The sequence below is a fragment of the Bradyrhizobium sp. SSBR45G genome, assembly GCF_030159255.1.
In the GTDB taxonomy this organism is placed as follows: domain Bacteria; phylum Pseudomonadota; class Alphaproteobacteria; order Rhizobiales; family Xanthobacteraceae; genus Bradyrhizobium.
In genome coordinates this window covers 63,033-85,727 of record NZ_BSCT01000002.1, presented here as the reverse complement: position 1 = coordinate 85,727, position 22,695 = coordinate 63,033, and the positions used below count along the sequence as shown (strand labels likewise).

At 67.0% G+C, this 22,695-nt stretch carries 18 protein-coding genes, 1 pseudogene and 1 riboswitch; of the genes and pseudogenes, 10 read left to right on the top strand and 9 right to left on the bottom strand.

Annotation, left to right across the window (positions count from 1 at the left end; translation table 11 throughout):
• Positions 1 to 93: 93 nt before the first annotated feature.
• Together QQL87_RS03305 and QQL87_RS03300 are read left to right on the top strand one after the other, a co-directional pair.
• Positions 94 to 885 carry a class I SAM-dependent methyltransferase gene (locus QQL87_RS03305; protein ID WP_284419380.1) on the top strand — a complete coding sequence of 264 codons (792 nt, stop codon included), beginning with the start codon at positions 94 to 96 and terminating at the stop codon, positions 883 to 885.
• A 102-nt stretch (positions 886 to 987) separates the two neighbouring features.
• Positions 988 to 2,211 (top strand): MFS transporter, encoded by a 1,224-nt coding sequence (locus tag QQL87_RS03300; protein ID WP_284419382.1) that lies wholly within the window; start codon positions 988 to 990, stop codon positions 2,209 to 2,211.
• Here QQL87_RS03300 and QQL87_RS03295 read toward each other — a convergent pair.
• The 4 genes and pseudogenes from QQL87_RS03295 to QQL87_RS03280 form a co-directional block, all read right to left on the bottom strand.
• The gene (locus QQL87_RS03295) at positions 2,208 to 2,642 is read right to left on the bottom strand and encodes a universal stress protein (protein WP_284419384.1); all 435 of its coding nucleotides are present in this window, start codon (positions 2,640 to 2,642) and stop codon (positions 2,208 to 2,210) included. The genes QQL87_RS03300 and QQL87_RS03295 overlap by 4 nt on opposite strands.
• Positions 2,643 to 2,704: 62 nt before the next feature.
• A complete protein-coding gene (locus QQL87_RS03290; RefSeq protein WP_284419385.1) occupies positions 2,705 to 3,979 on the bottom strand; it encodes an adenylate/guanylate cyclase domain-containing protein in 1,275 nt (424 codons plus the stop codon).
• Positions 3,980 to 4,013: 34 nt separating this feature from the next.
• Complete coding sequence (gene arsC / locus QQL87_RS03285) at positions 4,014 to 4,421, bottom strand: arsenate reductase (glutaredoxin) (protein ID WP_284419386.1); 408 nt, start codon at positions 4,419 to 4,421, stop codon at positions 4,014 to 4,016.
• A 36-nt stretch (positions 4,422 to 4,457) separates the two neighbouring features.
• Positions 4,458 to 4,623, bottom strand: a pseudogene (locus tag QQL87_RS03280) (cation transporter); the annotation flags it as partial.
• Positions 4,624 to 4,785: 162 nt separating this feature from the next.
• Here QQL87_RS03280 and QQL87_RS03275 point away from each other — a divergent pair.
• Together QQL87_RS03275 and chrA are read left to right on the top strand one after the other, a co-directional pair.
• Complete coding sequence (locus QQL87_RS03275; RefSeq protein WP_284419387.1) at positions 4,786 to 5,604, top strand: chromate resistance protein ChrB domain-containing protein; 819 nt, start codon at positions 4,786 to 4,788, stop codon at positions 5,602 to 5,604.
• On the top strand, positions 5,601 to 6,992 hold the full coding sequence (chrA, locus tag QQL87_RS03270; RefSeq protein WP_284419388.1) for a chromate efflux transporter: 1,392 nt from the start codon (positions 5,601 to 5,603) through the stop codon (positions 6,990 to 6,992). The genes QQL87_RS03275 and chrA overlap by 4 nt, the downstream gene beginning before the upstream one ends.
• Before the next feature lie 11 nt (positions 6,993 to 7,003).
• Here the strand turns inward: chrA and QQL87_RS03265 are convergent, their stop codons facing one another.
• Together QQL87_RS03265 and parC are read right to left on the bottom strand one after the other, a co-directional pair.
• A complete protein-coding gene (locus QQL87_RS03265) occupies positions 7,004 to 7,972 on the bottom strand; it encodes a cation diffusion facilitator family transporter (RefSeq protein WP_284419390.1) in 969 nt (322 codons plus the stop codon).
• Between the two features lie 263 nt (positions 7,973 to 8,235).
• Positions 8,236 to 10,488, bottom strand: a complete 2,253-nt coding sequence (gene parC / locus QQL87_RS03260; RefSeq protein WP_284419391.1) for a DNA topoisomerase IV subunit A — start codon at positions 10,486 to 10,488, stop codon at positions 8,236 to 8,238.
• 1,101 nt (positions 10,489 to 11,589) lie between these two features.
• On the opposite strand from parC, the gene QQL87_RS03255 reads away from it, so the two are divergent.
• From QQL87_RS03255 to QQL87_RS03235, 5 genes are all read left to right on the top strand, one after another.
• Entirely contained in the window at positions 11,590 to 11,808 is a 219-nt protein-coding gene (locus QQL87_RS03255) for a hypothetical protein (RefSeq protein ID WP_284419392.1), read from the top strand.
• Positions 11,809 to 12,317: 509 nt separating this feature from the next.
• Positions 12,318 to 13,529 carry an ABC transporter substrate-binding protein gene (locus QQL87_RS03250; RefSeq protein WP_284419393.1) on the top strand — a complete coding sequence of 404 codons (1,212 nt, stop codon included), beginning with the start codon at positions 12,318 to 12,320 and terminating at the stop codon, positions 13,527 to 13,529.
• Positions 13,530 to 13,539: 10 nt separating this feature from the next.
• Positions 13,540 to 15,273 carry an FAD-dependent oxidoreductase gene (locus tag QQL87_RS03245; protein ID WP_284419395.1) on the top strand — a complete coding sequence of 578 codons (1,734 nt, stop codon included), beginning with the start codon at positions 13,540 to 13,542 and terminating at the stop codon, positions 15,271 to 15,273.
• Positions 15,270 to 16,031 (top strand): SDR family NAD(P)-dependent oxidoreductase, encoded by a 762-nt coding sequence (locus QQL87_RS03240; protein ID WP_284419397.1) that lies wholly within the window; start codon positions 15,270 to 15,272, stop codon positions 16,029 to 16,031. The genes QQL87_RS03245 and QQL87_RS03240 overlap by 4 nt, the downstream gene beginning before the upstream one ends.
• A 35-nt stretch (positions 16,032 to 16,066) precedes the next feature.
• A complete protein-coding gene (locus QQL87_RS03235) occupies positions 16,067 to 16,855 on the top strand; it encodes an IclR family transcriptional regulator (RefSeq protein ID WP_284419399.1) in 789 nt (262 codons plus the stop codon).
• Between the two features lie 4 nt (positions 16,856 to 16,859).
• Here the strand turns inward: QQL87_RS03235 and QQL87_RS03230 are convergent, their stop codons facing one another.
• The gene (locus tag QQL87_RS03230; RefSeq protein ID WP_284419400.1) at positions 16,860 to 17,483 is read right to left on the bottom strand and encodes a glutathione S-transferase family protein; all 624 of its coding nucleotides are present in this window, start codon (positions 17,481 to 17,483) and stop codon (positions 16,860 to 16,862) included.
• 95 nt (positions 17,484 to 17,578) lie between these two features.
• A riboswitch (glycine riboswitch) is annotated at positions 17,579 to 17,675 on the top strand.
• 141 nt (positions 17,676 to 17,816) lie between these two features.
• Between QQL87_RS03230 and QQL87_RS03225 the strand changes: the two genes are divergently transcribed.
• A complete protein-coding gene (locus QQL87_RS03225) occupies positions 17,817 to 19,082 on the top strand; it encodes a D-amino acid dehydrogenase (protein WP_284419401.1) in 1,266 nt (421 codons plus the stop codon).
• A gap of 261 nt (positions 19,083 to 19,343) precedes the next feature.
• Here the strand turns inward: QQL87_RS03225 and QQL87_RS03220 are convergent, their stop codons facing one another.
• Positions 19,344 to 20,945, bottom strand: a complete 1,602-nt coding sequence (locus QQL87_RS03220; protein WP_284419402.1) for an FAD-binding protein — start codon at positions 20,943 to 20,945, stop codon at positions 19,344 to 19,346.
• Positions 20,942 to 22,603, bottom strand: a complete 1,662-nt coding sequence (locus QQL87_RS03215) for an acetolactate synthase large subunit (RefSeq protein ID WP_284419403.1) — start codon at positions 22,601 to 22,603, stop codon at positions 20,942 to 20,944. The genes QQL87_RS03220 and QQL87_RS03215 overlap by 4 nt, the downstream gene beginning before the upstream one ends.
• Between the last annotated feature and the right edge of the window lie 92 nt (positions 22,604 to 22,695).

The window sequence follows — 22,695 nt, the reverse complement described above, 5'->3', positions numbered from 1 at the left end:
ATCATCGGGATCGCTCGTCCCAGCCGATTCGTGCCCGATCTGAGCGCGGCGCGCGGCAGATGCGGGCGTCATGGCCCCCTGGCGAGATCCAACATGCTGTCTACCCAACTCGGTCTCCGACCCATCTCGAACGCGCCCGTGCCCTGCAAGATCTGTGACGGTCCTGCCAACCTCTACGGGGTCGTCGACATCAACCGGCCCTGCCAGACGGCGCACGCGCTCCGCTCTCCGCTTGCCGGCGTGCCGATCTACTACCGCCGCTGCACCGATTGCGGCTTTCTGTTCACGGATGCCTTCGACGACTGGAGCATCGAGCAATTCAAGACCCACATCTATAACGACGGCTACGAAGCCGTGGATCCAGACTACCGGGTCAAGCGGCCGACTGACAATGCGGCGGCCGTGGCCCGCTTCTGGGCGCCTCACAAGGCGACGATGCGGGTGCTCGACTTCGGCGGCGGCAACGACGTGTTCTGCACCAGCCTGCGCGCGCACGGTTTTGCCGAAGCCATCACCTACGATCCGATGGTGCCGGAGCATGCGACCTGCCCTGACGGCAAGTTTGACCTCGTCACCTGCTTCGAGACGCTCGAGCATGTCCCCGATCCTCTCGCGTCGATTGGAGCCATGGCGGCCTGCGTGGCCGAGCCGGGCGCGGTGTTCTACTCGACATTGACGCAGCCCGACGACTTCGACAGCCAGGGCATGTCCTGGTGGTATGTCGCACCACGCAATGGCCATATCTCGATTCACACCAAGCAGTCCCTGGCGCTGGCCTGGCACCGGTTCGGCTTCAAGACCGCACCACTGAATTCCGGCACCCATCTGGCGTTCCGCACCCTGCCTGAGCAATGGGGGCTCGCCGAAGCGCCGGGTGCAAGCTAGCCGGCCCCACCCGTCAGAGGCTGACGCGATGATCGGGAAGCGGGTGGGCGCGACGCGGCCTTGCGCCGATGGTGACGGCATCATCACATCAGGTTGTCCGACATGCCCCTCGCCGCCCTGCCCGCAAGCTTCCACCGCCTCGCCTGGTCCAACCTTACCGCGCAATCGGCCGAGCAGATCGCGCTCGCGGCCGCGCCGATCGTCGCCGTGCTGGCGCTCGGCGTCGGCGAGGGCGAGACCGGGCTGTTGCAGACGGCGCTGACAGCGCCCTTCGTGCTGTTCGCCATCCCGGCGGGTCTGCTCGCCGATCGCATGCCGCGACGGCTGCTGATGGCTGCGGCGGAGACATTGCGGGCGCTGGCCCTGCTTGCGATCCTCGTCGCTTTTGCAACCGGGATGCTCACACTGCCACTGCTCGCCGCGCTCGGCTTCGCTGCCGTGTGTGGCACAGTGGTGTTCAGCGTCGCGGCGCCCGCTTTGGTGCCGAGCCTGGTTCCCCCGGCCCAGCTGGCCGCCGCCAATGCACGGATCGAGCTTGCCCGCACCATCGCTTTCGCCGGCGGCCCCGCGCTCGGGGGCATGCTGGTCGGCTGGATCGGCGGCGCGCCGGCCTTCGGCTGCGCCGCGGCGCTCTCGCTGGTCGCAGCCCTCTGCCTGTCTGGGATCGCCGAACCCCGCCGCCCGGCCATCCCGCGCCGCCATCCGTTGGCCGACATCCGCGAAGGTGCGGCGTTCGTGCTGAAGCATGCGCTGCTGCGGCCGGTGTTCGTCACGCAGTTCATCTTCAACACCGCGCATTTCCTGCTGCTCGCGGTGTTCGTACCCTATGCGGTGCACCGGCTCGGCCTGTCGGCCGCTGGCGTCGGCACGGTGCTGTCGATGTTCGGCGTCGGCATGGTCTGCGGCGCGCTGCTGGCGACGCGCATCATGCGGCTGCTGCCGTTCGGCACGGTGATCGGGCTCGGACCCGTGACCGGCTTTACGGCAGCCCTGGTGATGGCGCTGACGACGCTCGTCCCCTCCCCTTATCTCGCGGCGCTGAGCTTCTTCCTGCTCGGCGCCGGGCCTATCCTGTGGGTGATCTCGACCACCACGCTGCGGCAGTCGGTGACGCCGGCCGGGCTGCTCGGGCGCGTCTCGGCCATCAACATCCTCAGCTACGGCGCCCGCCCGCTCGGATCGCTGCTCGGCGCCATCGTCGGGGGCCACTACGGCGCCGACGTTTGCCTCTATCTCGTCGCGGCCATCTTCGGCCTGCAGGCGCTCGTCATCCTCACCTCGCCGGTGGTCGCGATGGCGCGCCAGCCGGAGCCGCAGCCGGCCTAGCGATAGACCAGGATCGGCACGGTCGAATGCGTCAGCACCTTCAGGGTCTCGCTGCCGAGCAGCGCCGAGACCCCGCGCAGCCCGTGCGAGGCCATCAGCACCAGATCGCAGTCCGCGTTGCGCGCGGTCTCGACGATCGCCTCATACGGCTTGTCGTGCTCGACGCAGAGTGTGTCGCAGGCGACGCCGGCCTGCTCCGCGTCCTCCTTGACGTGGCCGAGATATTTCGCGGTCTGATCGGCCACCAGCGACTTGTACTGGGCCAGCGCCTTGGTCGCCGCGTGGGGATCGACGACCAGCGAATGCAGCGGCGTCGACACCACGAGCGCGGTGATCTTGGCGCCGGTCGCCTTCGCCAGCGCGACGCCGTGCCTGATAGCAGCCTTGGACAGGTCCGAACCATCGGTCGGCAGCAGGATATGCGTGTACATGAGCTTCACCTCCCCGGCTGACGATGCTGGGCAGACTCTCACGGACTGGTCATTGACGTGGGTCAATGGTGCGACATCTCGTCTGCGAGGTAGTTCTCATACGCCTTCGTCGCCGGTGAGCTCGCCGCGATCTCCGGATCGAGCGTGTAAAGATCCTGCGCGCGGCCGATGCCGCGCAGCGCGTAGCGGCCGGTCGACACCAGATAGCGGCGGCCCTCGTCGTCGAGCCCCGCCGAGAACTCCGAGGACGCCAGGAGCTCGCGATCGACCGAGCGGCACATCGAGGCGATGCGGCTGACCTCGTTGACGGCCGGACCGACCACCGTGAAGTCGAGCCGGTCCTCGCTGCCGATATTGCCGTAGAACACCTCGCCGACATGCAGGCCGACATAAGCCGAGGTCACCGGCCTGCCCTCGCCCGACCGCCGCGCATTGAGCCTGGCGATGTTGAGACGGAAGCTGTGCTCGGCGCGCAGCGCAGCCCGGCGGGCCGCCCCCATGTCGCTGCCGGTGAAGATCGCCAGCACACCGTCGCCGATCAGCTTCAGCACGTCGCCGCCGGCCTCGTAGATCGCGTCGATCGAGGCTTCCGCATAGTCGTTGAGCAGCGGGATGATCTCGTCCGGCGAGATGCTCTCGGAGATCGCGGTCGAGCTGCGCAGGTCGGAGAACCACAGCACGGCATTGATGCGCTCGGTGACGCCGCGGGAGATGCGGCCGCGCAGCACCTGCTCCGACGCATCGCGCCCGAGATAGACGCGACCCAGCGTGCGCACGATGTCGACCTGCTGCGCGGACTTGATAGCGAGACCCAGCAACGGGATGAGATCGCGCAGCGCCGCCATCTCCAGCTCAGTGAATCCGCCGTCGCGACGCGTCAGCCAGTACGAATAGAAGCAGTCCATCTGGCCCAGCGTCCCCGCCTCGCCAAACTGATGCACGAAGGCCAGGAAGTGCCGGTGGCCCTTGGCCGAGAGATCGTGGATCATGATGAAGTCGAGATGCGCACAATCGGTCAGATCGATGCTGAACTCCTCGTGCCCCTTCTCCAGCATGTGGTGAAACACCGAGCGCCGCCAGTTCTGCGCGGCCTCGCCGTCATTGCTGGAGCCATATTCGAAGCTGTCGGACTCGTTGCTGGCGCTCTCGTTCCAGCGGAAGCCGCGTCCCTCGAAGATCGGATGCAGCGTGTCGATGAAGGTCAGAGCGCGGGACAGCTCCAATCCGGCTTCGCGGCAGCGCTCGCAGAAGCCGCGCAGAATGTCGTTCTCCGGTACACCCGTCAGGCTCTGGGCGACGAGCCAGTTGATCAGATCCAGGCGGGCTGTGGTGTCCATGCTTCCACTCGTCGATGTGTCGTTGTGCAAGACGTCACTTGGCGGGCCAGCTCACCACCTCGCCGTCCTCCTTCGTGAACGACGAGACGGGATGGTCGAGCAGATCGAACACGAGCTCCGAGGGACGGCAGAGCCGCGCGCCCTTGCCCGTCACCACGATCGGCCGGTTGATGAGGATGGGATGCGCGAGCATCGCCTCGATCAGCTGGTCGTCGGTCCATTTGGCATCGCCGAGCCCGAGTTCGGCGTAGGGGGTGCCCTTCTCACGCAGCAGATCGCGCACCCTGATGCCCATCGCATTGATCAGCGCGATCAGCTGCTCGCGGCTCGGCGGCGTCTTCAGATACTCGATCACATCAGGCGCCTCGCCCGAGGCGCGGATCATCGCCAGCGTGTTGCGCGACGTACCGCAGGCCGGATTGTGAAAGATCGTCACGGGCATCAGAGCAGGTCCTCAATCTCGATCGCAGCGCAGGTCTCAGGCATGCAGGCCGTGCTCCACCTCGACGGTGACATGGCTCAGGCCGTGCAGATCCCTCGGGCGCTGCTTGTACATGGCCGGGGCCAAAGGTGAACTAGAGACGATCGAAACGACGGCGGCCCGGTGCCCCGGGCCCGACCTGCCACAGATGCAGGTCGGTGACGGCGCGTTATCGACTTTACCACAGAGCCGAGCGAACGCCCTGCACCGCGATTGACAGAGCAAAGCGGTTCCGCTGTAATGACGCACATGGGGACCTCGCGATCTCCCCACGAGGCGACATGCCCAAGTATCGCGTCCCGTCATTTTGACACGAGGACGCATCATGTCATCCTTCGCATCGATTTCTCCTGACAAGCTCAGCCGCCTGATCGGAACCCCGCAGGCTCCGATCCTCATCGACGTCCGCACCGACGAGGATTTCGCCGCCGATCCGCGGCTCATTCCCGGCGCGATCCGGCGCCGTGCCGTGGAGGCTTCGCAGTGGAGCGCGGATTTCGCCGGCCGCTCCGTGATCGTGATCTGCCAGCGCGGCGCCAAACTGTCGCATGGCGCTGCGGCCTGGCTGCGTGTCGCCAAGGCGCAGGCCGAGAACCTGGAGGGCGGCTTCGAGGCTTGGGCGGCTGCAGGCCTGCCGCTCGTCCCCGTGGCCCGATTGCCGCCGCAGGACGCGCAGGGGCGAACCGTCTGGGTGACCCGCGCCCGCCCGAAGATCGACCGCATCGCCTGCCCCTGGCTGATCCGCCGCTTCGTCGATCCGCAGGCCGTGTTTCTGTTCGTCGCGCCGTCCGAGGTCATGGCGGTGGCCGAGCGCTTCAAGGCCGCCGCCTTCGACGTCGAGAGCACGTTCTGGAGCCATCGCGGCGAGCTCTGCACCTTCGACGTGATGATCGAGGAATTCGGACTGGCGACGCCGGCCCTGCAGCGGCTCGCCACCATCGTGCGCGCGGCCGACACCGCGCGGCTCGACCTCAGCCCGGAGGCGCCCGGCCTGCTCGCGGCCTCGCTCGGCCTGTCCCGCCTCTACGACGACGACCTTGCGCAACTCGAGGCTGGCCTTGGGCTCTATGATGCGTTCTATCGCTGGTGCCGCGACGCGACGGGCGAATCGCACAACTGGCCGACGAACAAGGTGAAGCCATGACCGAGCTGGTCTCATCAACTGCCCCCACGGAGGCTGACGCCGGTCACGGCGTCAGCTTTGCCGAGGCGTTCAAGGTCTGGCTGCGGGTGGCGCTGCTGTCGTTCGGCGGCCCGGCCGGCCAGATCGCTGTCATGCATCGGATCATCGTCGACGAGAAGCGCTGGGTGTCGGAGAGCCGTTTCCTGCACGCGCTGAACTACTGCATGCTGCTGCCGGGCCCGGAGGCGCAGCAGCTGGCGACCTATATCGGCTGGCTGATGCACCGGACGGCGGGCGGCCTGATGGCCGGCGGCCTGTTCATCCTGCCGGGCATCATCGCGATCATGGCGCTGAGCTGGATCTATGTCGCGTTCGGCCATGTCTGGTTCGTCGAGGCGCTGTTCTTCGGCCTGAAGGCCGCCGTGCTCGCGATCGTGATCCAGGCGGTGGTGCGCGTCGGCAGCCGCGCGTTGCGCAACAACGTCATGATCGGCATCGCCGCGGCGGCGTTCATCGCGATCTTCTTCTTCGCGGTGCCGTTTCCACTGATCATCATTGCCGCCGGCGTGATCGGCTATCTCGGCGCGCGCGCCGGACGGCCTGAGTTCGCGGCAGCCGGCCATGGGTCCAGCGGCAACGGCGATGGCGACAGCGCGCTCGGCGAGGTCCTGCCGGAGCATGCCCAGCCGAATGCGCGGCGCACGCTGCTCACCGCGCTGGTCTGGCTCGCGCTGTGGCTCGTGCCGGTCGCGGCGCTGCTGGCGGCGCTCGGCCCGGCCAATACGTTCAGCCAGATCGCACTCTTCTTCAGCAAGATGGCGATGGTGACGTTCGGCGGCGCCTATGCGGTGCTCGCCTATGTCGGGCAGCAGGCGGTCGAGCATTATCACTGGCTCAAGCCCGCGGAGATGCTGGATGGGCTCGGCATGGCCGAGACCACGCCCGGGCCGCTGATCATGGTGCTGCAATTCGTCGGCTTCATCGCCGCCGCGCGCGATCCCGGATCGCTGTCGCCACTGATCGCCGGCACACTCGGCGGGCTGCTCGCGACCTGGGTGACGTTCGCGCCGTGCTTCCTGTGGATCTTCGTCGGAGCGCCCTATATCGAGCGTCTGCGCGGCAACAAGGGATTGGCGGGCGCGCTGGGCGCGATCACAGCGGCGGTCGTCGGCGTGATCCTCAATCTGTCGATCTGGTTCGCGCTGCATACGCTGTTTCACCGGACTGTTCCGGTCAGCGGCTTCGGCCTGGATTTCGACGCGCCGGTGCTGGCGAGTGTCGATGGGCCGGCGCTGGTGCTCACGGTCGCCGCCGCGGTTGCCATCATCCGCTTCAAGCTCGGCATGCTGACGGTGCTCGCAGCATCGTGCGCGGCCGGCGTGCTGCTCAGACTGGCGGGGTGGAGCTGATCCATCGCGGCTCATACGACATCGGCAGGCGCCAGCTTGCAGGCGCAGCCGTCGGCCTCGATCTGCAGGGTCGGATGCTGGATGTTGAAGCGATGCGACAGCTCGGCACAGACGCGGTGCAGGAACGCATCATCGGTGCCGCCGGGCCGCACCAGATGCGCCGTCAGCGCGGTCTCGTTGGTGCTCATCGCCCAGATGTGGAGGTCGTGCACCTCGCTGACGCCGTCGAGCGAGGCGAGATAATCGCGCACTGCCGGCAGCGCGATGTCGCGCGGCACGGCGTCGAGCGCGAGGTTGACGCTGTCGCGCGCCAGCTCCCAGCCGCTCACGAGCACGACCAGCGCGATGACCAGGCTGACCATCGGATCGATCCATAGCCAGCCGGTCCAGATCGTGATCGCGGCGGCAACGACCACGCCGAACGACACGGCCGCATCGGCCGCCATGTGCAGATAGGCGCCGCGAATGTTCAGGTCGCTGTCGCGGCCGCGCATGAACAGCAGCGCGGTCGCGCCGTTGATGATGATGCCGAGCGCGGCGACCCACAGAACGGTGGTGCCGGCGACCTCGCCCGGATTGCGCAGCCGGTCGAAGGCCTCGACCGCGATGCCGCCGACCACGAGCAGCAGCAGGCCGGCATTGATCAGCGCAGCCAGGATCGAGGCGCGGCGATAGCCGTAGGTATGGCGATCAGTTGGCCGTCGCCCCGACAGCCACAGCGCGCCCCAGGCAAGGAGCAGCGACATCACGTCGGAGAGATTGTGGACCGCGTCGGAGATCAGCGCCAGCGAATGCGCGGCATAGCCGAACACGAGCTCGGCAATGACGAAGGCGGTGTTGAGCGAGACCCCGATCGCGAACGCTGCGCCAAAACTCGCCGGGGCGTGGCTGTGGCCGGCATGGCCGTGCGAATGAGAGTGGGCGTGACCATGGGAATGATCATGGTCGTGGTCGTCATGATGGGAATGTGAGTGCGCCATACGACCTACCACTCGCTGCCGATGACAGCTCTCGATGTCGTCCCGGCGAACGCCGGGACCCATAACCACCGGCGGCAATCGGTTCGCACGCGCGTCGTTCCAGCCTGCCCCATCCCACGTCCTGTGATTATGGCCCAGGTCGGCGCCCCACGCGCCGCGCGCGCGGGGCTTGCCCGGGACGACGACCTTATTTGTCGGCCCGGTGATGGCTCATCGAACAGTCGTGCAAAGTCCAATCGTCGCGCATCTCACGCCTGCTCGCCTCACTCGATCGGCCGGTTGAACTTGTTCGACTTCGGCAGCCCCTGCGCGACGCGGCCGGCGTCGGCGCGGTTGCCGCGGTAGTCGGCCAGGTCCTTCCAGCTCAGGCCCTGGTCGCGGCCGGCGGAATCCTTCCAGGCCAGCCCCTGCTTCTGCTCGAAGGTGGTGACGTCGGAGAGCTGCGCGCTGGAGTATTTCTGCAGCCGCACGCCGCGGCCGCGCGCCATCTCCGGCACCTGGTCGAGGCCGAACACCACCATCTTGTGGTTGGAGCCGATGACCGCGACCTGGTCGCCCTGGACGACCGTGATCGCGCGCGCTTCGGCCGGCGCCGTGACGTTCAGCACCTGCTTGCCCTTGCGGGTGTTGCTGACGCAGTCCTCCTCCTTGACCACGAAGCCCTGGCCGTCGGACGCCGCGATGAGGAACTTGCGCTCGCCCTTGCTGACGAACATCGACACGATCGAGGCGTCCTGATCGAGGTCGATGAACATGCGGATCGGCTCGCCATGGCCGCGGCCGCCCGGCAGCTTGCCGACGTCGAGCGAGTAGAACTTGCCGTTGGAGGCGAACAGCAGCACCTTCGAGGTGTTCTCGGCAAAGAACGCCTGGCCGAGCTGGTCGTCGGTCTTGAACTGCAGGTTCGACAGGTCGGCGACGTGCCCCTTCAGCGTACGCACCCAGCCCTTGTCGGAGACGACGACCGTGACCGGCTCGCGCTCGATGAAGGCCTCCTCGATGGCGGCGAGATCGTGCTCCGGTGCGTCGGCGAAATTGGTGCGGCGCTTGCCGAGCGGCGTCTTCGGCCCGAACATGTCGCGCACGGTCTTGACCTGGTCGCCGACCTTGGCCCACTGCAGCTGCTCGGAGGCGAGCAGTTCGTTGATGCCCTTCAGCTCGCCGCGCAGGTTCTTGTCCTCGGTGCGGATCTCCATTTCCTCGAGCTTGCGCAAGCTGCGCAGGCGCATGTTGAGGATGGCCTCCGCCTGCACCTCGGTGAGCTTGAAGGTCTTCATCAGCACCGGCTTCGGCTCATCCTCGGTGCGGATGATCCGGATCACCTCGTCGATGTTGAGATAGGCGATCAGGTAGCCGCCGAGGATCTCCAGCCGGTTCTCGATCTGCTTCTTGCGATAGTTCGAGCGCCGCAGCAGCACGTCGCGCAGATGGTCGAGCCATTCGCGCAGGCACTCGGCCAGACCCACCACCTTCGGGATCTTGCCCTTGATCAGCACGTTGAGGTTCAGCGGAATCTTGCTCTCGAGATCCGTCAGCCGGAACAGAGATTCCATCATCAGCGCCGGATCGACATTCTTGGACTTCGGCTCGATCACGAGCCGCACGTCTTCGGCGGACTCATCGCGGACGTCGCCGACCAGCGGCAGCTTCTTCTCGTTCAGCAGCTCGGCGATCTTCTCGACCAGGCGCGACTTCTGCACCAGGAACGGGATCTCGGTGATGACGACGATCCAGGTGCCGCGGTTGCCCTCCTCCTGCTTCCACTTGGCGCGGACCCGGAACGAGCCGCGACCGGTGGTGTAGGCCTCGATGATCTGCTCCTTGGAGTCGATCACGGTGCCGCCGGTCGGGAAGTCCGGGCCCTTGACCCAGCGCAGCAGCGCGCGCGACTTCGCGTCGGGCTTCTCGATCAGATGCAGCGCGGCGTCGCAGAGCTCGGCGGCGTTGTGCGGCGGGATCGAGGTCGCCATGCCCACAGCGATGCCCTGCGCGCCGTTGGCGAGCAGGTTCGGGAAGCCGCCGGGCAGCACCACCGGCTCCTTGGACTGGCCGTCATAGTTCGGGCGGAACTCGACGCCGTCCTCGTCGATGCCTTCCAGGAGCAGCCGCGCGACATCGGTCATGCGCGCTTCGGTGTAGCGATAGGCGGCGGCGTTATCGCCGTCGATATTGCCGAAATTGCCCTGGCCGTCGACCAGCGGATAGCGCGAGGAGAAGTCCTGCGCGAGACGCACCATCGCGTCGTAGATCGCCTGGTCGCCATGCGGATGGAACGAGCCCATCACGTCGCCGACGATCTTGGCGGACTTCTTGAACGCGGTGCCGGGATCGAGCCGCAAGAGCCGCATGCCGTAGAGGATGCGCCGGTGGACGGGTTTCAGGCCGTCGCGCGCGTCGGGCAGCGCCCGGTGCATGATGGTCGAGAGCGCATAGGCGAGATAGCGCTCTTCCAGCGCCTCGCGCAGCGCGACCTCGTGAATCTCCGCCGGCTCCGGCGGAATCAGTGATTTTCCCATTAGCGTTGAGCTTTCAGTGGGTTAGCCCATGAGCTTGAGCTGACGTGAACGATTTGGGAACAGGCTTTATGCGATGACGCGGCAGGGCGCAATGACGCGGCGGCCCGGTTCCGTGAGGAAAACGGCGGGAATCCGGCCGTGGAACCGCAGCGGCGTCCGAAAATCAGGCCGGCCAGCGCGCGTCCTGAGGTGAAGCCGCACGGCCCCAAGGCGTGGCCAGCCGACCTTCGACCGCCGGTTTGCCGGCCGACGCCACCCCTTGCTCGTCATGGCCGGGCCTGTCCCGGCCATCCACGCAGCACCGGATGCGCCGAACGACGTGGATGCCCGGGCCTTCGCCGCGCCGAAGCGGCTTCGGCCTCGCAGGCGGGACAAGCCCGGGCATGACGAGTTCGGGGTGGGAGGTGTGCACCGTCGCGAACATCCGGACCTTGTAGAACATAGCTTCGCAGTCTCGCGGCACGTTTCACGCCCGAGCTATCAAATCGGAGCCCCCTCTAAAACAGAAGGCACAGGGAAGGCCGGACCCCGACTGAGGTCCGTGGCCCGCCTGCTCAAAAAATGCAGGCGGCAGGTACCACGGGTCCAGCCGGACGACCCGGCCTTCCCTGCGCAATGGCTTTAACGGCTGCTTCGCGTTCTCCCCGGTGTCCGGCTCGTTAGCCACCGTCGTCAGCGCGACGCGTCAGCATCACCACCGACTTGATACCAGCATCGGGGTATCAGGACCACGCGACTTGACCGTGCGTGCCGGCCCGTTCGTCCGCGCAATGTCACTCACGCTGCGAGCCGACACGCCCATCACATCCCGCTTCCCACGTCTCGTGACGACCGCGATACGCCCCTCATGTGGAGGCGGGATGCGCGGAAACATCGTCCTGATTTGCCCGACGACACAAGTCACGAAGGCTGCGTCAGATTGGCTCGACGGGCAATTGGCGCATGGGAGATCGCGCCATTCTGCATATCAGAAAATAGGACGGTCCGATCGGCGATCGCGCGAATGAGGGAACCGACAGCGCACCAGGCCGTTCTCTCCTCATCAACGTAACGCGTATCCGATATCCACCGAAGCACGACCCTGCTGGCGGGCATCATTCCATGAAGAATTTTTCAGATGCGTCCTTCTCACCTGACGTCATCGCGCTGATGACCGAAGCACTCGACGCCTCGGTCGCAGCGCTGCCAGAGCCGGTGAGCTCGACAAACGTGAGCCTGCTTGCCGAAGCCGTGCTGCGCGCCGCCAAGTCCGGCGAGCGCGACGTCACCGCGATGCAGCGCCTCGCGCTGCTCGAACTGCAGATCATGCCGCGCGTGTAAAGCGGATCGAACACGAGTCGCGTGCTCATGGAGAAATCGTTTCGCTCTATCGCCCCGCACGACCGTCACTCCTCACCCTGAGGAGACCGCCCTAAGGCGGTCGTCTCGAAGGGCGAGGCCTCACTGGGGCCTCATGGTTCGAGACGCGCCGCGAGCAGCGATCTTACCTCGAATTGACAGACTGGGCGCGGCGCTCCTCACCATGAGGGGTAAAAGCCGAGGCACTGCACACCGGACCATGAACACGCCGAGAGGCGTGTTCATGGAGAGGTTCAGGTTCCGAGATCGACGCAGCAGGTTGGTCATCAGCCGCGTGTTCATGGAGAGGGTCGAGCTCCGAAGCGGGCACGGCCCATCGACAACGCACCAGAAGCATAGAACAAGCCCACGTTCCGGCGGCCACCGCCGCATTGTGCGCCGCATCCCGCCTATTCGTCATTGACAAATTAATTCGTCAATGACTAACTCACCGCACCGCCGACAGAGCGGAGCAAAATGGGAGGATCTTGATGCGACGGCAGCTGCTCGCCTGCGCGTTCCTGGCAACGACGTCATTGATTGCAACGAGCGCGTCCGCTCAGGTGTCCGACGATGTGGTGCGGATCGGCGTGCTCACCGACCTCTCCAGTTGGGGGCGCGACAACAGCGGGCCGGGCTCGGTCGAAGCGGCGAAGATGGCGGTCGAGGAGTTCGGCCCAACCGTGCTCGGCAAGCCGATCGAGATCATCAGCGCCGACCACCAGATGAAGACCGATGTCGGCACCACGATCGTGCGCGACTGGTTCGACAACGGCAAGGTCGACGCCGTCGTCGACATCCCCAATTCCGGCATCGCGATCGCCGTGCACAACATGGTGCGCGAGCGCAACAAGATCGCCCTGCTCTCCGGCCCCGGCGCGAGCTCGCTGACCGACGAGATGTGCAGCCCCAACACCGTGCACTTCACTTACGATACCTATGCGCTGTCCAAGGTGACGACCTCGGCTGTCATCAGCCAGGGCGGCAAGTCCTGGTACTTCATCACTGCGGACTACGCGTTCGGCCAGCAGCTGGAGAAGGACGCGACGCGCCTCATCAAGGAGCTCGGCGGCACCATCCTCGGCGGCGTCAAGCATCCGACCAACACCGCCGACTTCTCGTCGTTCGCGCTGCAGGCACAGAGCTCCAAGGCCGACGTCGTCGCCTTCGCCAATGCCGGCCAGGATACTGATAACGCGATCAAGCAGTCCGGCGAGTTCGGGCTGGTCAAGGGTGGCCAGAAGCTGGTCGGCCTCCTGATGTTCGACACCGACGTGCATGCGATCGGGCTCGAGGCCGCGCAGGGCACCTACATGACCACGGCGTCCTACTGGGCGATGGACGACAACACCCGTGCCTGGTCGAAGAAGTTCTATGCCCGCACCAAGGTGATGCCGACGATGATCCAGACCGGCGTCTACGGCTCCGTGCTGCATTATCTCAAGGCGATCAAGGCCGCCGGCACGGATGACCCGAAGGCCGTCATGGCCAAAATGCGGGAGCTGCCGATCGAGGACACCTTCGTTCATGGCGGCAAGCTGCGCGAGGACGGCCGCGTCATCCGCGACATGTATCTCGCTCGCGTCAAGACGCCGTCGGAGTCGAAGGAGCCGTGGGACTATCTGGAGATCGTCAAGACCGTGAAGGGCGAGGATGCGTTCCGGCCGGTCTCCGAATCCAAATGCCCTCTGTTGAAGAAGTAGGAGCACGCGCATGAGCGGAGCTGATCCCCGAACCGGCGAGACCTATGATTGCGACGTGCTGGTGGTCGGCTCCGGCTGTGCCGGGCTCTCGGCGGCGGTCACCGCCGCCCATGCCGGGCTGAAGGTCGTCGTCACCGAGAAGGAGCCGCGCTTCGGCGGCACCACCGCGCGCTCCGGCGGCTGGCTGTGGATTCCCGGCACGTCGCTGGCCAAGGCCTGGGGCATCGACGAGAGCCCTGAGCTGGCGCGCACCTATCTGCGCCACGAGGCCGGCAACAGTTTTGATGCGGCGCGGGTCGATGCGTTCCTGACCAAGGGGCCGGAGGCGGTCGACTTCTTCACCAGCAAGACCGCGCTGAAGTTCGACATGCCGCTGACCTTCCCGGACTATCACGCGGAGGCGCCGGGCGGCACGCAAGGCGGCCGCTCGATGGTGACGCGGCCGTTCGACGGCCGCGAGCTTGGGCCTCACATCAAGGATCTCGGCCAGCCCCTGCCCGAGCTCACCGTGTTCGGCATGATGCTCGGCTCGGGCAAGGAGATCATCCATTTCATGCGCGCGACCAAGTCGCTGGCGTCGGCGTTCTACGTCGCCAAGCGGCTGTCGAAGCACGCGCTGGACGTGCTGCGCCATGGCCGCGGCATGACCTTGACCAACGGCAATGCGCTGGCCGGACGGCTCGCCAAGTCGGCGTTCGATCTCGGCATTCCCCTGTGGTTGTCGTCGCCGGTGGCCGAGCTGATCCGCGACGGCGAGGCCGTACGCGGCGCCGTGGTGACGCGGCAGGGCAAGCGCATCAGGGTGAATGCGCGGCTCGGCGTCGTGCTCGCCTGCGGCGGCTTCCCGCATGATGTCGAACGGCGCAAGGCGATGTTTCCGCATGCGCCGACCGGACAGGAGCATGCCTCGCCCGGCCCTGTCGGCAACACCGGCGATGGCCTGCGGCTGGCGGAAGCCGTCGGCGGCCGCATCGAGGACGGGCTGCCGCATGCCGCGGCGTGGGTGCCGGTGTCCGTCACCACGCGCAAGGACGGCAGCAAGGGCGTGATGCCGCACTTCATCGACCGCGCCAAGCCGGGCGTGATCGCGGTGACCGCCGACGGCGTGCGCTTTGCCAATGAGGGCAACTCGTACCATGATTTCGTGCAGGCGATGGTCAAGACGGCGAAGCCCGGCCGCGAGATCGCAGCGTGGCTCGTCACCGACCACCGGAGCTTGCGCCGCTACGGCCTCGGCTGCGTGCCACCGTTCCCGATGCCGCTCGGGCATCATCTCAGCACCGGCTATCTCAAGCGCGGCGCGACGCTCGCCGAGCTGGCCAGCGCCACCGGCATCGATGCGATGTCGCTGGAGGCCACCGTCGCCGCGTTCAACGCCGATGCCGCGCTCGGCCAGGATCCGAGCTTCGGCAAGGGCTCGCGCGCCTACAACCGCTACCAGGGCGATGCGCTGCATGGGCCGAACCCGTGCGTCGCGCCGATCAAGGACGGGCCGTTCTATGCGATCAAGATGGTGATCGGCGATCTCGGCACCTATGCCGGCATCCGCACCGACGAGCATGCCCGCGCGCTCGACGCGCAGGGCCAGCCGATCGAGGGGCTGTATGCCGCCGGCAACGACATGGCGAGCATCATGGGCGGCAATTATCCCGGTGCCGGCATCACGCTGGGACCGGCGCTGACCTTCGGCTACATTGCCGGCCGGCATCTCGCCGAACGCGCACACCAAAGGAACGCCGCATGAGCGACAGTCAGATGCTGGCGGGGAAGCTCGCACTGGTCACCGGCGCGGCGCACGGCAACGGCCGCGCCATCGCGCTGGGGCTCGCCGGCCGCGGCGCCGATGTCGTCATCACCGACATCGACATGGACGGAGCCGAGCGCTGCGCCGCCGAGATCCGCGAGCACGGCCGCAAGGCGTGGGCGCATCGGCTGGATGTCACTGACGCCGCCGGCTGCAAAGCGCTGGCGGCGCAGCTGCGCGCCGAGGTCGGCGCGATCTCGATCCTCGTCAACAATGCCGGCATCATCATTCGCGAGAACATCGACTCGCCGCGCGCCGCAGAGAACTGGCAGCGCGTGCTCGACGTCAATCTCAACGGCGTGTTCAACGTCACCTACGCGTTTCTCGCGGCGCTGCGCGAGACCCGCGGCACGATCGTCAACATCGCCTCCGTCGCCTCCTTCATCGGCATCAGCAACACGCTCGGCTATTCGCCGTCCAAGGGCGGCGTGAAGTCGCTGACCCAGGCGCTGGCGCGCGAGCTCGCCGCGGACGGCATCCGCGTCAACGCCATCGCGCCCGGCGTGATCGCGACAGCGATGACGGAATCGACCCGCAACGATCCGGAGCGGCTCAAAGGCTTCATGAGCCGCACGCCGCTCGGCCGCGTCGGCCAGCCGGAGGAACTCGCCGGTCCCGTGGCGTTCCTGGTGTCGGACATGGCGTCCTACGTCAACGGCGTCACGCTGCCGGTCGACGGCGGCTTCCTGGCGGTGTAGGCAACGGCCGACCCCGCAACGCACAAGCAGCAGGCATGAGCAGAGAGAGCCGCGGCATCCAGTCGATCGAGGTGGGCGGCGCGCTGCTGCAGGCCTTAGCGCGCAGCGGCGAGCCGATGATGCTGCGCGACCTCGCGCGCGAGGCCGGGCTGCCGCCCGCCAAGGCGCATCCCTATCTCGTCAGCTTCTCGCGCATCGGCCTGATCGAGCAGGACGAGACCACCGGCCGCTACGAGATCGGCCCGCTCGCGCTCGAGCTCGGCCTGATCAGCCTGCGCCGGCTGTCGGCGGTGCGGATCGCGACGCCCAAGATCGCAGCGCTCGCCGGCGCGATCGATCATGCGGTATCGCTGGCAGTGTGGGGCACCAACGGCCCGACCGTGGTGCGGCTGGAGGAGCCGAGCCATGCCGTGCATATCGTGATGCGCGTCGGCTCGATCATGGCGCTGCTGGAGACCGCGACCGGCCGCGCCTTCGCGGCGTTCCTGCCGCCGAAGACCGTGAAGGCCGCGCTCGACGCCGGCCTCGACCGTCTCGGCGTCGGCTACAATCCGAAGCGCGCGCCGAAGAGTCCGAAAGTAACGGAGATGCTGGCCGAGGTGCGCGCGCAAGGCCTGGCGCGCGCCGTCGGCGATCCCCTGCCCGGCGTCAATGCGTTCGCAGCCCCCGTGTTCGATCACGCCGGCCATGTCGCGCTCGTCATCACCGCGATGGGCCCGGCCGGCACCTTCGATGCCGGCTGGCAATCCCCACTCGCCGACCGCCTGCGCGCCTGCGCGGCCGAGATCTCCAAGCAGCTCGGCCACGGCACGGTGGCGCCGTAAAGGCTCAGGCTGCGGCGGAGCGCTTCTCCGGCCACGGCTCGGCCCAAGCCGGCAGTCGCATCAGCCCATCGAGCCAGCGCACGATGTTCGGGAACGCTTCGAACGGCATCTCCGCCTCGCGCCAGTCGGTAGCCATCGATGCCGCCGCGAAGTCGGCAATCGTCAGCCGGTCGCAGGCGATGTGGCTGTGGTCGCGCAGATACGCGTCGAGCACGGCTGCAACGGTCTTGAGCGGCGCGACCTTGGCGACCAGCGATGCGCGGTCCGGGGCGCCGAGGCCGAACGTCTTGCGCACGATGTGCTCGAAGTAGAACGGCGCGACCGCCGGGTTCCAATGACTGTCGGTCCAGGCCAGCCAGCGCAGCACCTCGACCTGCTCCTGCGGATGTCGCGACGGCCACATGTCGCAGCTCTCGCGGATGCACAGATGCGCCATGATGGCGGTGGACTCCCACAGCACGGTGTCGCCATCGACCAGCACCGGCGCCTTCATGTTGGGATTGAGCGCGGCGAACTCCGGCGTCTTCAGGCCGCGACTGATGTCGATGAACTCGGCGGGAACGCCGAGATGCTTGACCAGCGCCAGCACGCGGCGCGGGGCCTGGGCCTTGATCCAATAGATCTTCATGACGGGTCTCCTTCCCTGATGCCTTGAAGACGAACGCATCGACCCCAGATCGACAGCGGCCCGTAGAAAACTTCTTATGGCACGGATATTGCTGCATTGCGGGAGCGGAAGAGACCGGAGGGCGCGAGCCGTCCGGCGCCGAAGGAGCAACCGCCCCGGAAACTCTCAGGCACAGGGGACCGCACTCGTTTCGACACTCTGGAAAGCGGAGCTCTCAGCTCCCGCCGACGGTGTAAGCCTGCAGCCGATTCACGGCCGCAGGTGAAGCTCTCAGGCCAATGACAGAGGGGGCATGCTGCCCCGCGCAAGGATGCGCGGGCTTGGAGACCACGCATGTCTACCCCTGAAAACACCCATGTCGCCGTCATCGGTGCCGGCATCGCCGGCATCACCACTGCCTACAATCTCGCCAAGCGTGGCTGCCGCGTCACCATCTTCGACCGCCATCCCTATGCGGCGATGGAGACCTCGTTCGCCAATGGCGGGCAGTTGTCCGTCTCCAATGCCGAGGTCTGGAACAGCTGGGCCACGGTCTGGAAGGGCATCAAATGGATGACGACGCCGGGCGCGCCGCTGCTCGTCAACCCGACGCCGACCTGGCACAAGATCAGCTGGATGATGGAGTTCATCGCCAACATCCCGCGCTATGAGGAGAACACGGTCACCACCGTGCGGCTGGCGTTGGAGGCGCGCGAGCATTTGCGCCGGATCGCCACTGAGGAAGGCATCGACTTCGACTGCGAGGACCGCGGCATCCTGCATTTCTACGAGACCAAGAAGGAATTCGACTCGGCGGCGAAGGTGTCAGCGCTGCTCGCCAAGGGCGGGCTGGAGCGCCGGACCGTGACGCCGTCGGAGATGAAGGCAATCGAGCCGGCGCTGCGCGGCACCTATTATGGCGGCTTCTACACGCCGAGCGACTTCACCGGCGACATCCACAAATTCACCATCGGACTTGCGAAAGCGTGCGAGAAGCTCGGCGTCTCCATGCGGCTGTCGGACGAGGTGCTGTCGGTGTCGGCGAGCGATCGCGGCGTGACCGTGATCAGCCAGTCGACCGAGCCGCAGCTGGAGAAGACTTCGCCGCCGACGGAAGTGCATCAGTTCGACCAGATCGTGGTCTGCGCCGGCGTGATGTCGCGTCAGTTCGCGAAGTCGCTCGGCGACCGCGTCAACATCTATCCCGTGAAGGGCTATTCGATCACCCTGCAATTGCCGGAGAAGTCCGACCAGGAGGCGGCGCCCTGGGTCAGCCTGCTCGATGATGCCTCCAAGATCGTCTCCAGCCGACTCGGTCCGACGCGGCTGCGCGTCGCCGGCACCGCGGAGTATAACGGCTACAACCGCGACATCCGCGCCGAGCGCATCTCGCCCTTGATCAACTGGTGCCGCGCGCATTTCCCGGGATTGTCGACGCGGCAATCGGTGCCGTGGACCGGCCTGCGGCCGATGATGCCCGACATGCTGCCGCGCGTCGGCCGCGGCAACAATCCGCGGGTGTTCTACAACACCGGCCACGGCCATCTCGGCTGGACCCTCGCCGCCGCCACGGCGGATGCGCTGTCGGCGCTGGTGACGGCGCGGCCCAACGCAGCGTAACGCTGGCGGCAATATCGGAGACTCGTTCCCTCCCCGTCGTCATTCCGGGGCGCCCGCAGGGCGAGCCCGGAATCCATAACCACGACTGAGGGTGAGGAAACGCGTGCGCGGCCACGGCGATCTCGCGCCACGATGACGGCCTGTGAGTATGGATTCCGGGCTCGCCCTGCGGGCGCCCCGGAATGACGGGCGGAGAGGGTTGTGCCTTGCACATGTAATAAGTTCGTTGCACGAATTATCGCGTGACGATGGGAACGTCCTTCACATCGCCCGCACCGCGGCGCGCGCGGTGAGGATGCAGCCGGGCAGGAACGTGCCTTCCAGCGAGCGCTTGCCGGAGGCGCCGCCGCCGCCGAAGCCTGCCGCTTCGCCCACGGCATAGAGGCCGCTGATCGGCACGCCCGCGGCATCGAGCACGCGGCTCTGCAGATCGGTCTTGAGGCCGCCGAGGCTCTTGCGGGTGATCAGCTGCATGTGGATCGCAATATACGGCCCTGCCCCGCGCATCTGCAGCGGCGCGGGCTTGCAGGTGCGAAGCTTGTCGGGGCCCCATTGCCGCGCATGCAGGATGCGGCGCAGCTGGTCGTCGTTGTGGAGCTTGTCGCCGTTCTTGAAGTTCGCGTCGAAAGCATCCGCGGTCGCCTGCAGCACCTCGGGCTTGACGTCGTCGGTGCCGGTCAGCGCATTCATCCTGGCGGCCAGACCTGCGAGCGTCTCGTCGACCAGGAAATGCCGGCTCTCCTTCTGCATCTGCCTGATCAAACGATGATTGCCGAGCAGCGTCTCCTTGAGGAACATCGGCATCTGCCGGTCGCGGATGCGCGGATTGTGCTCGGCGCCCGAGATGGCGAATTCCTTGGCGGCGATGCGCCAGTTGAGCAGATGCCACGTATACGGCTTCTCCTGCGCGGCGACGCGCTGGCAGAGGGTGTGGGTGTCGAAACCGGTCACCAGCGGCTCGGGCCCGATGCGCTCCCCCCGGTGGTTGAGCCAGAGCGCCGATTTGCACGGCACCAGCGACAGGCCATGGCCGTCGAAATGCGGGAACGGATGCGGGATGCCGGCGGCGTAGTTCCACATCTCACCGGCGTGGCTGATCTGCGCGCCGAGGCTGTCAGCGGCGTGATGATGCAGCTTGCCGTCCGCAAACGGATGCGCGCCGTTCAGCATCGTCGCCGGTAGTGGCCGGCCCTTCACCCAGTTGGCGCGGGTCTCGTCGTGGCCGCCGTTGATGCCGCCCATCGCCAGCACCGTCAGCGGCGCAGCGATACGGGTCTCCGCGCCGGTCTCCTCGCTGACAACAACGACACCGGACACAGCGCCGCCGTTGCGATCGAGGCTGACGACGCGATGACGATGCAGCACCGTCAGCCGTCCACCGCTGTCCGCCGCGCGCATCGCGTCGATCATCACGCGCGTCAGCCGCTGCGAGGTGCCCCAGACGATGTGATAGCGCGGCAGCGCATTGCCGTCGCCCACGAGGCCGCGCTCGACCCAGTTCACCGCGGGCATGAAGGTCACGCCGTGCGAGGAGAGCCAGTCGTAGACGTGGCTGCGCGAATGCTCGACGTAGTAGCGCGCCCATTGCAGCGGCCAGTGCTCGCTCGCATCGAGCTGGCCGAACCGGATCCAGTCGCGGAGCGCGATCTCGGGCGTATCCGGAATGTTCATCCGCGCCTGCAGCGGCGTGCCGACCAGCGCCATGCCGCCGAACGCCCATAGCGCCAGCCCGCCGAAGCGCTCCGGCGTGTCGCGGTCGACGATCACGACCGATTTTCCGGCGCGCAGCGCCTCGAGCGCGGTGACGATGCCGGCGAGACCGCCACCGGCGATGACGACATCGGATTGCAGCATCGCGCTCATGGCGCGATCTTGCGCTTGAGCATGCGCGCCACCGACAGCGGCATGCGGTCAAGCGATCCCAGCAGATGCGGCAGCAGCTTCAGCTTGAGCCCGCTCAGCGCCGGCGGCACCATGGCCTCGATCAGATGCGGCCCCGGCCGCGCCAGAGCGCCCTCCAGGGCATCGGTGAACTCATCCGGCGTGGTGACGCGGGTCGCGCGCACGCCCATACCGTCGGCGATCTGCGCGAACTTCAGCACCGGCCCGTGCAGATCGAGCTGCGCCCGCGCCTTCGGGCCGATGCGCTCGGCGCCGACCCGCTCCAGCTCGACGTTGAGCACCGAGTAGGACGCGTTGTTGAAGATGATGGCGGTGACGTCGAGCCGCTCGCGCGCGATCGTCCACAGCGACTGGATCGTGTACATCGAGCTGCCGTCGCCGATCAGCGCGATCACCGGCCGGTCCGGACAGGCGATCGCGGCCCCGATCGCATTCGGCAGCCCCTGCCCGATGGCGCCGCCGGTCAAGGTGATCAAATCGTGCCGCGGCGCGCCGGCGGTGAATTTCGACAGCATCAGGCCGGAGCTGATCGCCTCGTCGACGATGATGGCGTTCTCGGGCAGCAGGCGGCCGACGGCCTTGCAGACCTTTTCCGCCGTGAGCTTGTTGCCGCGTGGGCGTCCGGGCCGCGACGGTGCCGACAACACCGGCGCGGCAGTCTCGGCCGCAAGCGCCTTGACCAGTTTGGCGAGGCTCCCTGCCGCATCCTCGGACGGCGTCGACAAGGTCAGCACCTTGCAGCCGTCATGGGGCAGATAGCTCTTCTTGCCGGGATAGGCGAAGAACGACACCGGTGGCTTGGCGTCGACGAGAATGAGCGTGTCGATCTCCTTGAGCTGGATCCCGGCCATCTCGGCGAGATAGGCGATGCGGTCGATCGCGGGCAGACCGGCGCCGCGCTGCATCCGGGTTGGAAAGGTCTCCGCGTAGATCTTGACGCCTGACGTCGCGGCAATGCGGGCGGCCGCCAGCAGCGCCTCCTCCTGCAGTGCCGTGCCCCCCAGCAGGATGGCGCTGCGGCCGCCTGCCTTGATCGCGTCGGCGACCGCCTGGACCGCGGCGTCGTCGGCCACCGGCGGCGGCGCGATCACCGGCGCCGGCTCGGGAACGCCACCCTCGCCCCAGGACACGTCGGCCGGCAGGATCAGGGTCGCGACCTGACCGGGCCAGGAGCACGCCGCCTTCACGGCCGCGACCGCGTCGCGGCACAGCTCGGAGGTGACCTGGGAGGTCCAGACGTAGCCGGGCGAGACGTTGCGTGCGACCGTCTCGATGTCCGACTGCAGCTGCGCGTCATACTTCACGTGATAGGTGGCGTGGTCGCCGACGATGTTGACGACGGGCACCTTGCCCTTGCGCGCATTGTGCAGGTTGGCGAGGCCATTGCCGAGGCCGCAGCCGAGATGCAGCAGGGTTGCCGCGGGCGTGCCGGTCATCCGGGCGTAGCCGTCCGCAGCCCCCGTGGCGACGCCCTCGAACAGGCACAGCACCGCGCGCATCTCGGCTGCGGAATCCAGCGCCGCGACGAAATGCATCTCCGAGGTGCCGGGATTGGTGAAGCAGACCCGCACGCCGGCATTGACGAGGGTCCGGATCAGAGCTTGTGCGCCATTGGGCATGAACAGAGCCTGTTGCCGCGGGGCGAACGACCTTTGCGCGACCGGCCGGCCTCGCTTCGGCATTTCCCCATGTTGTTTGCGCCATTGTGGGA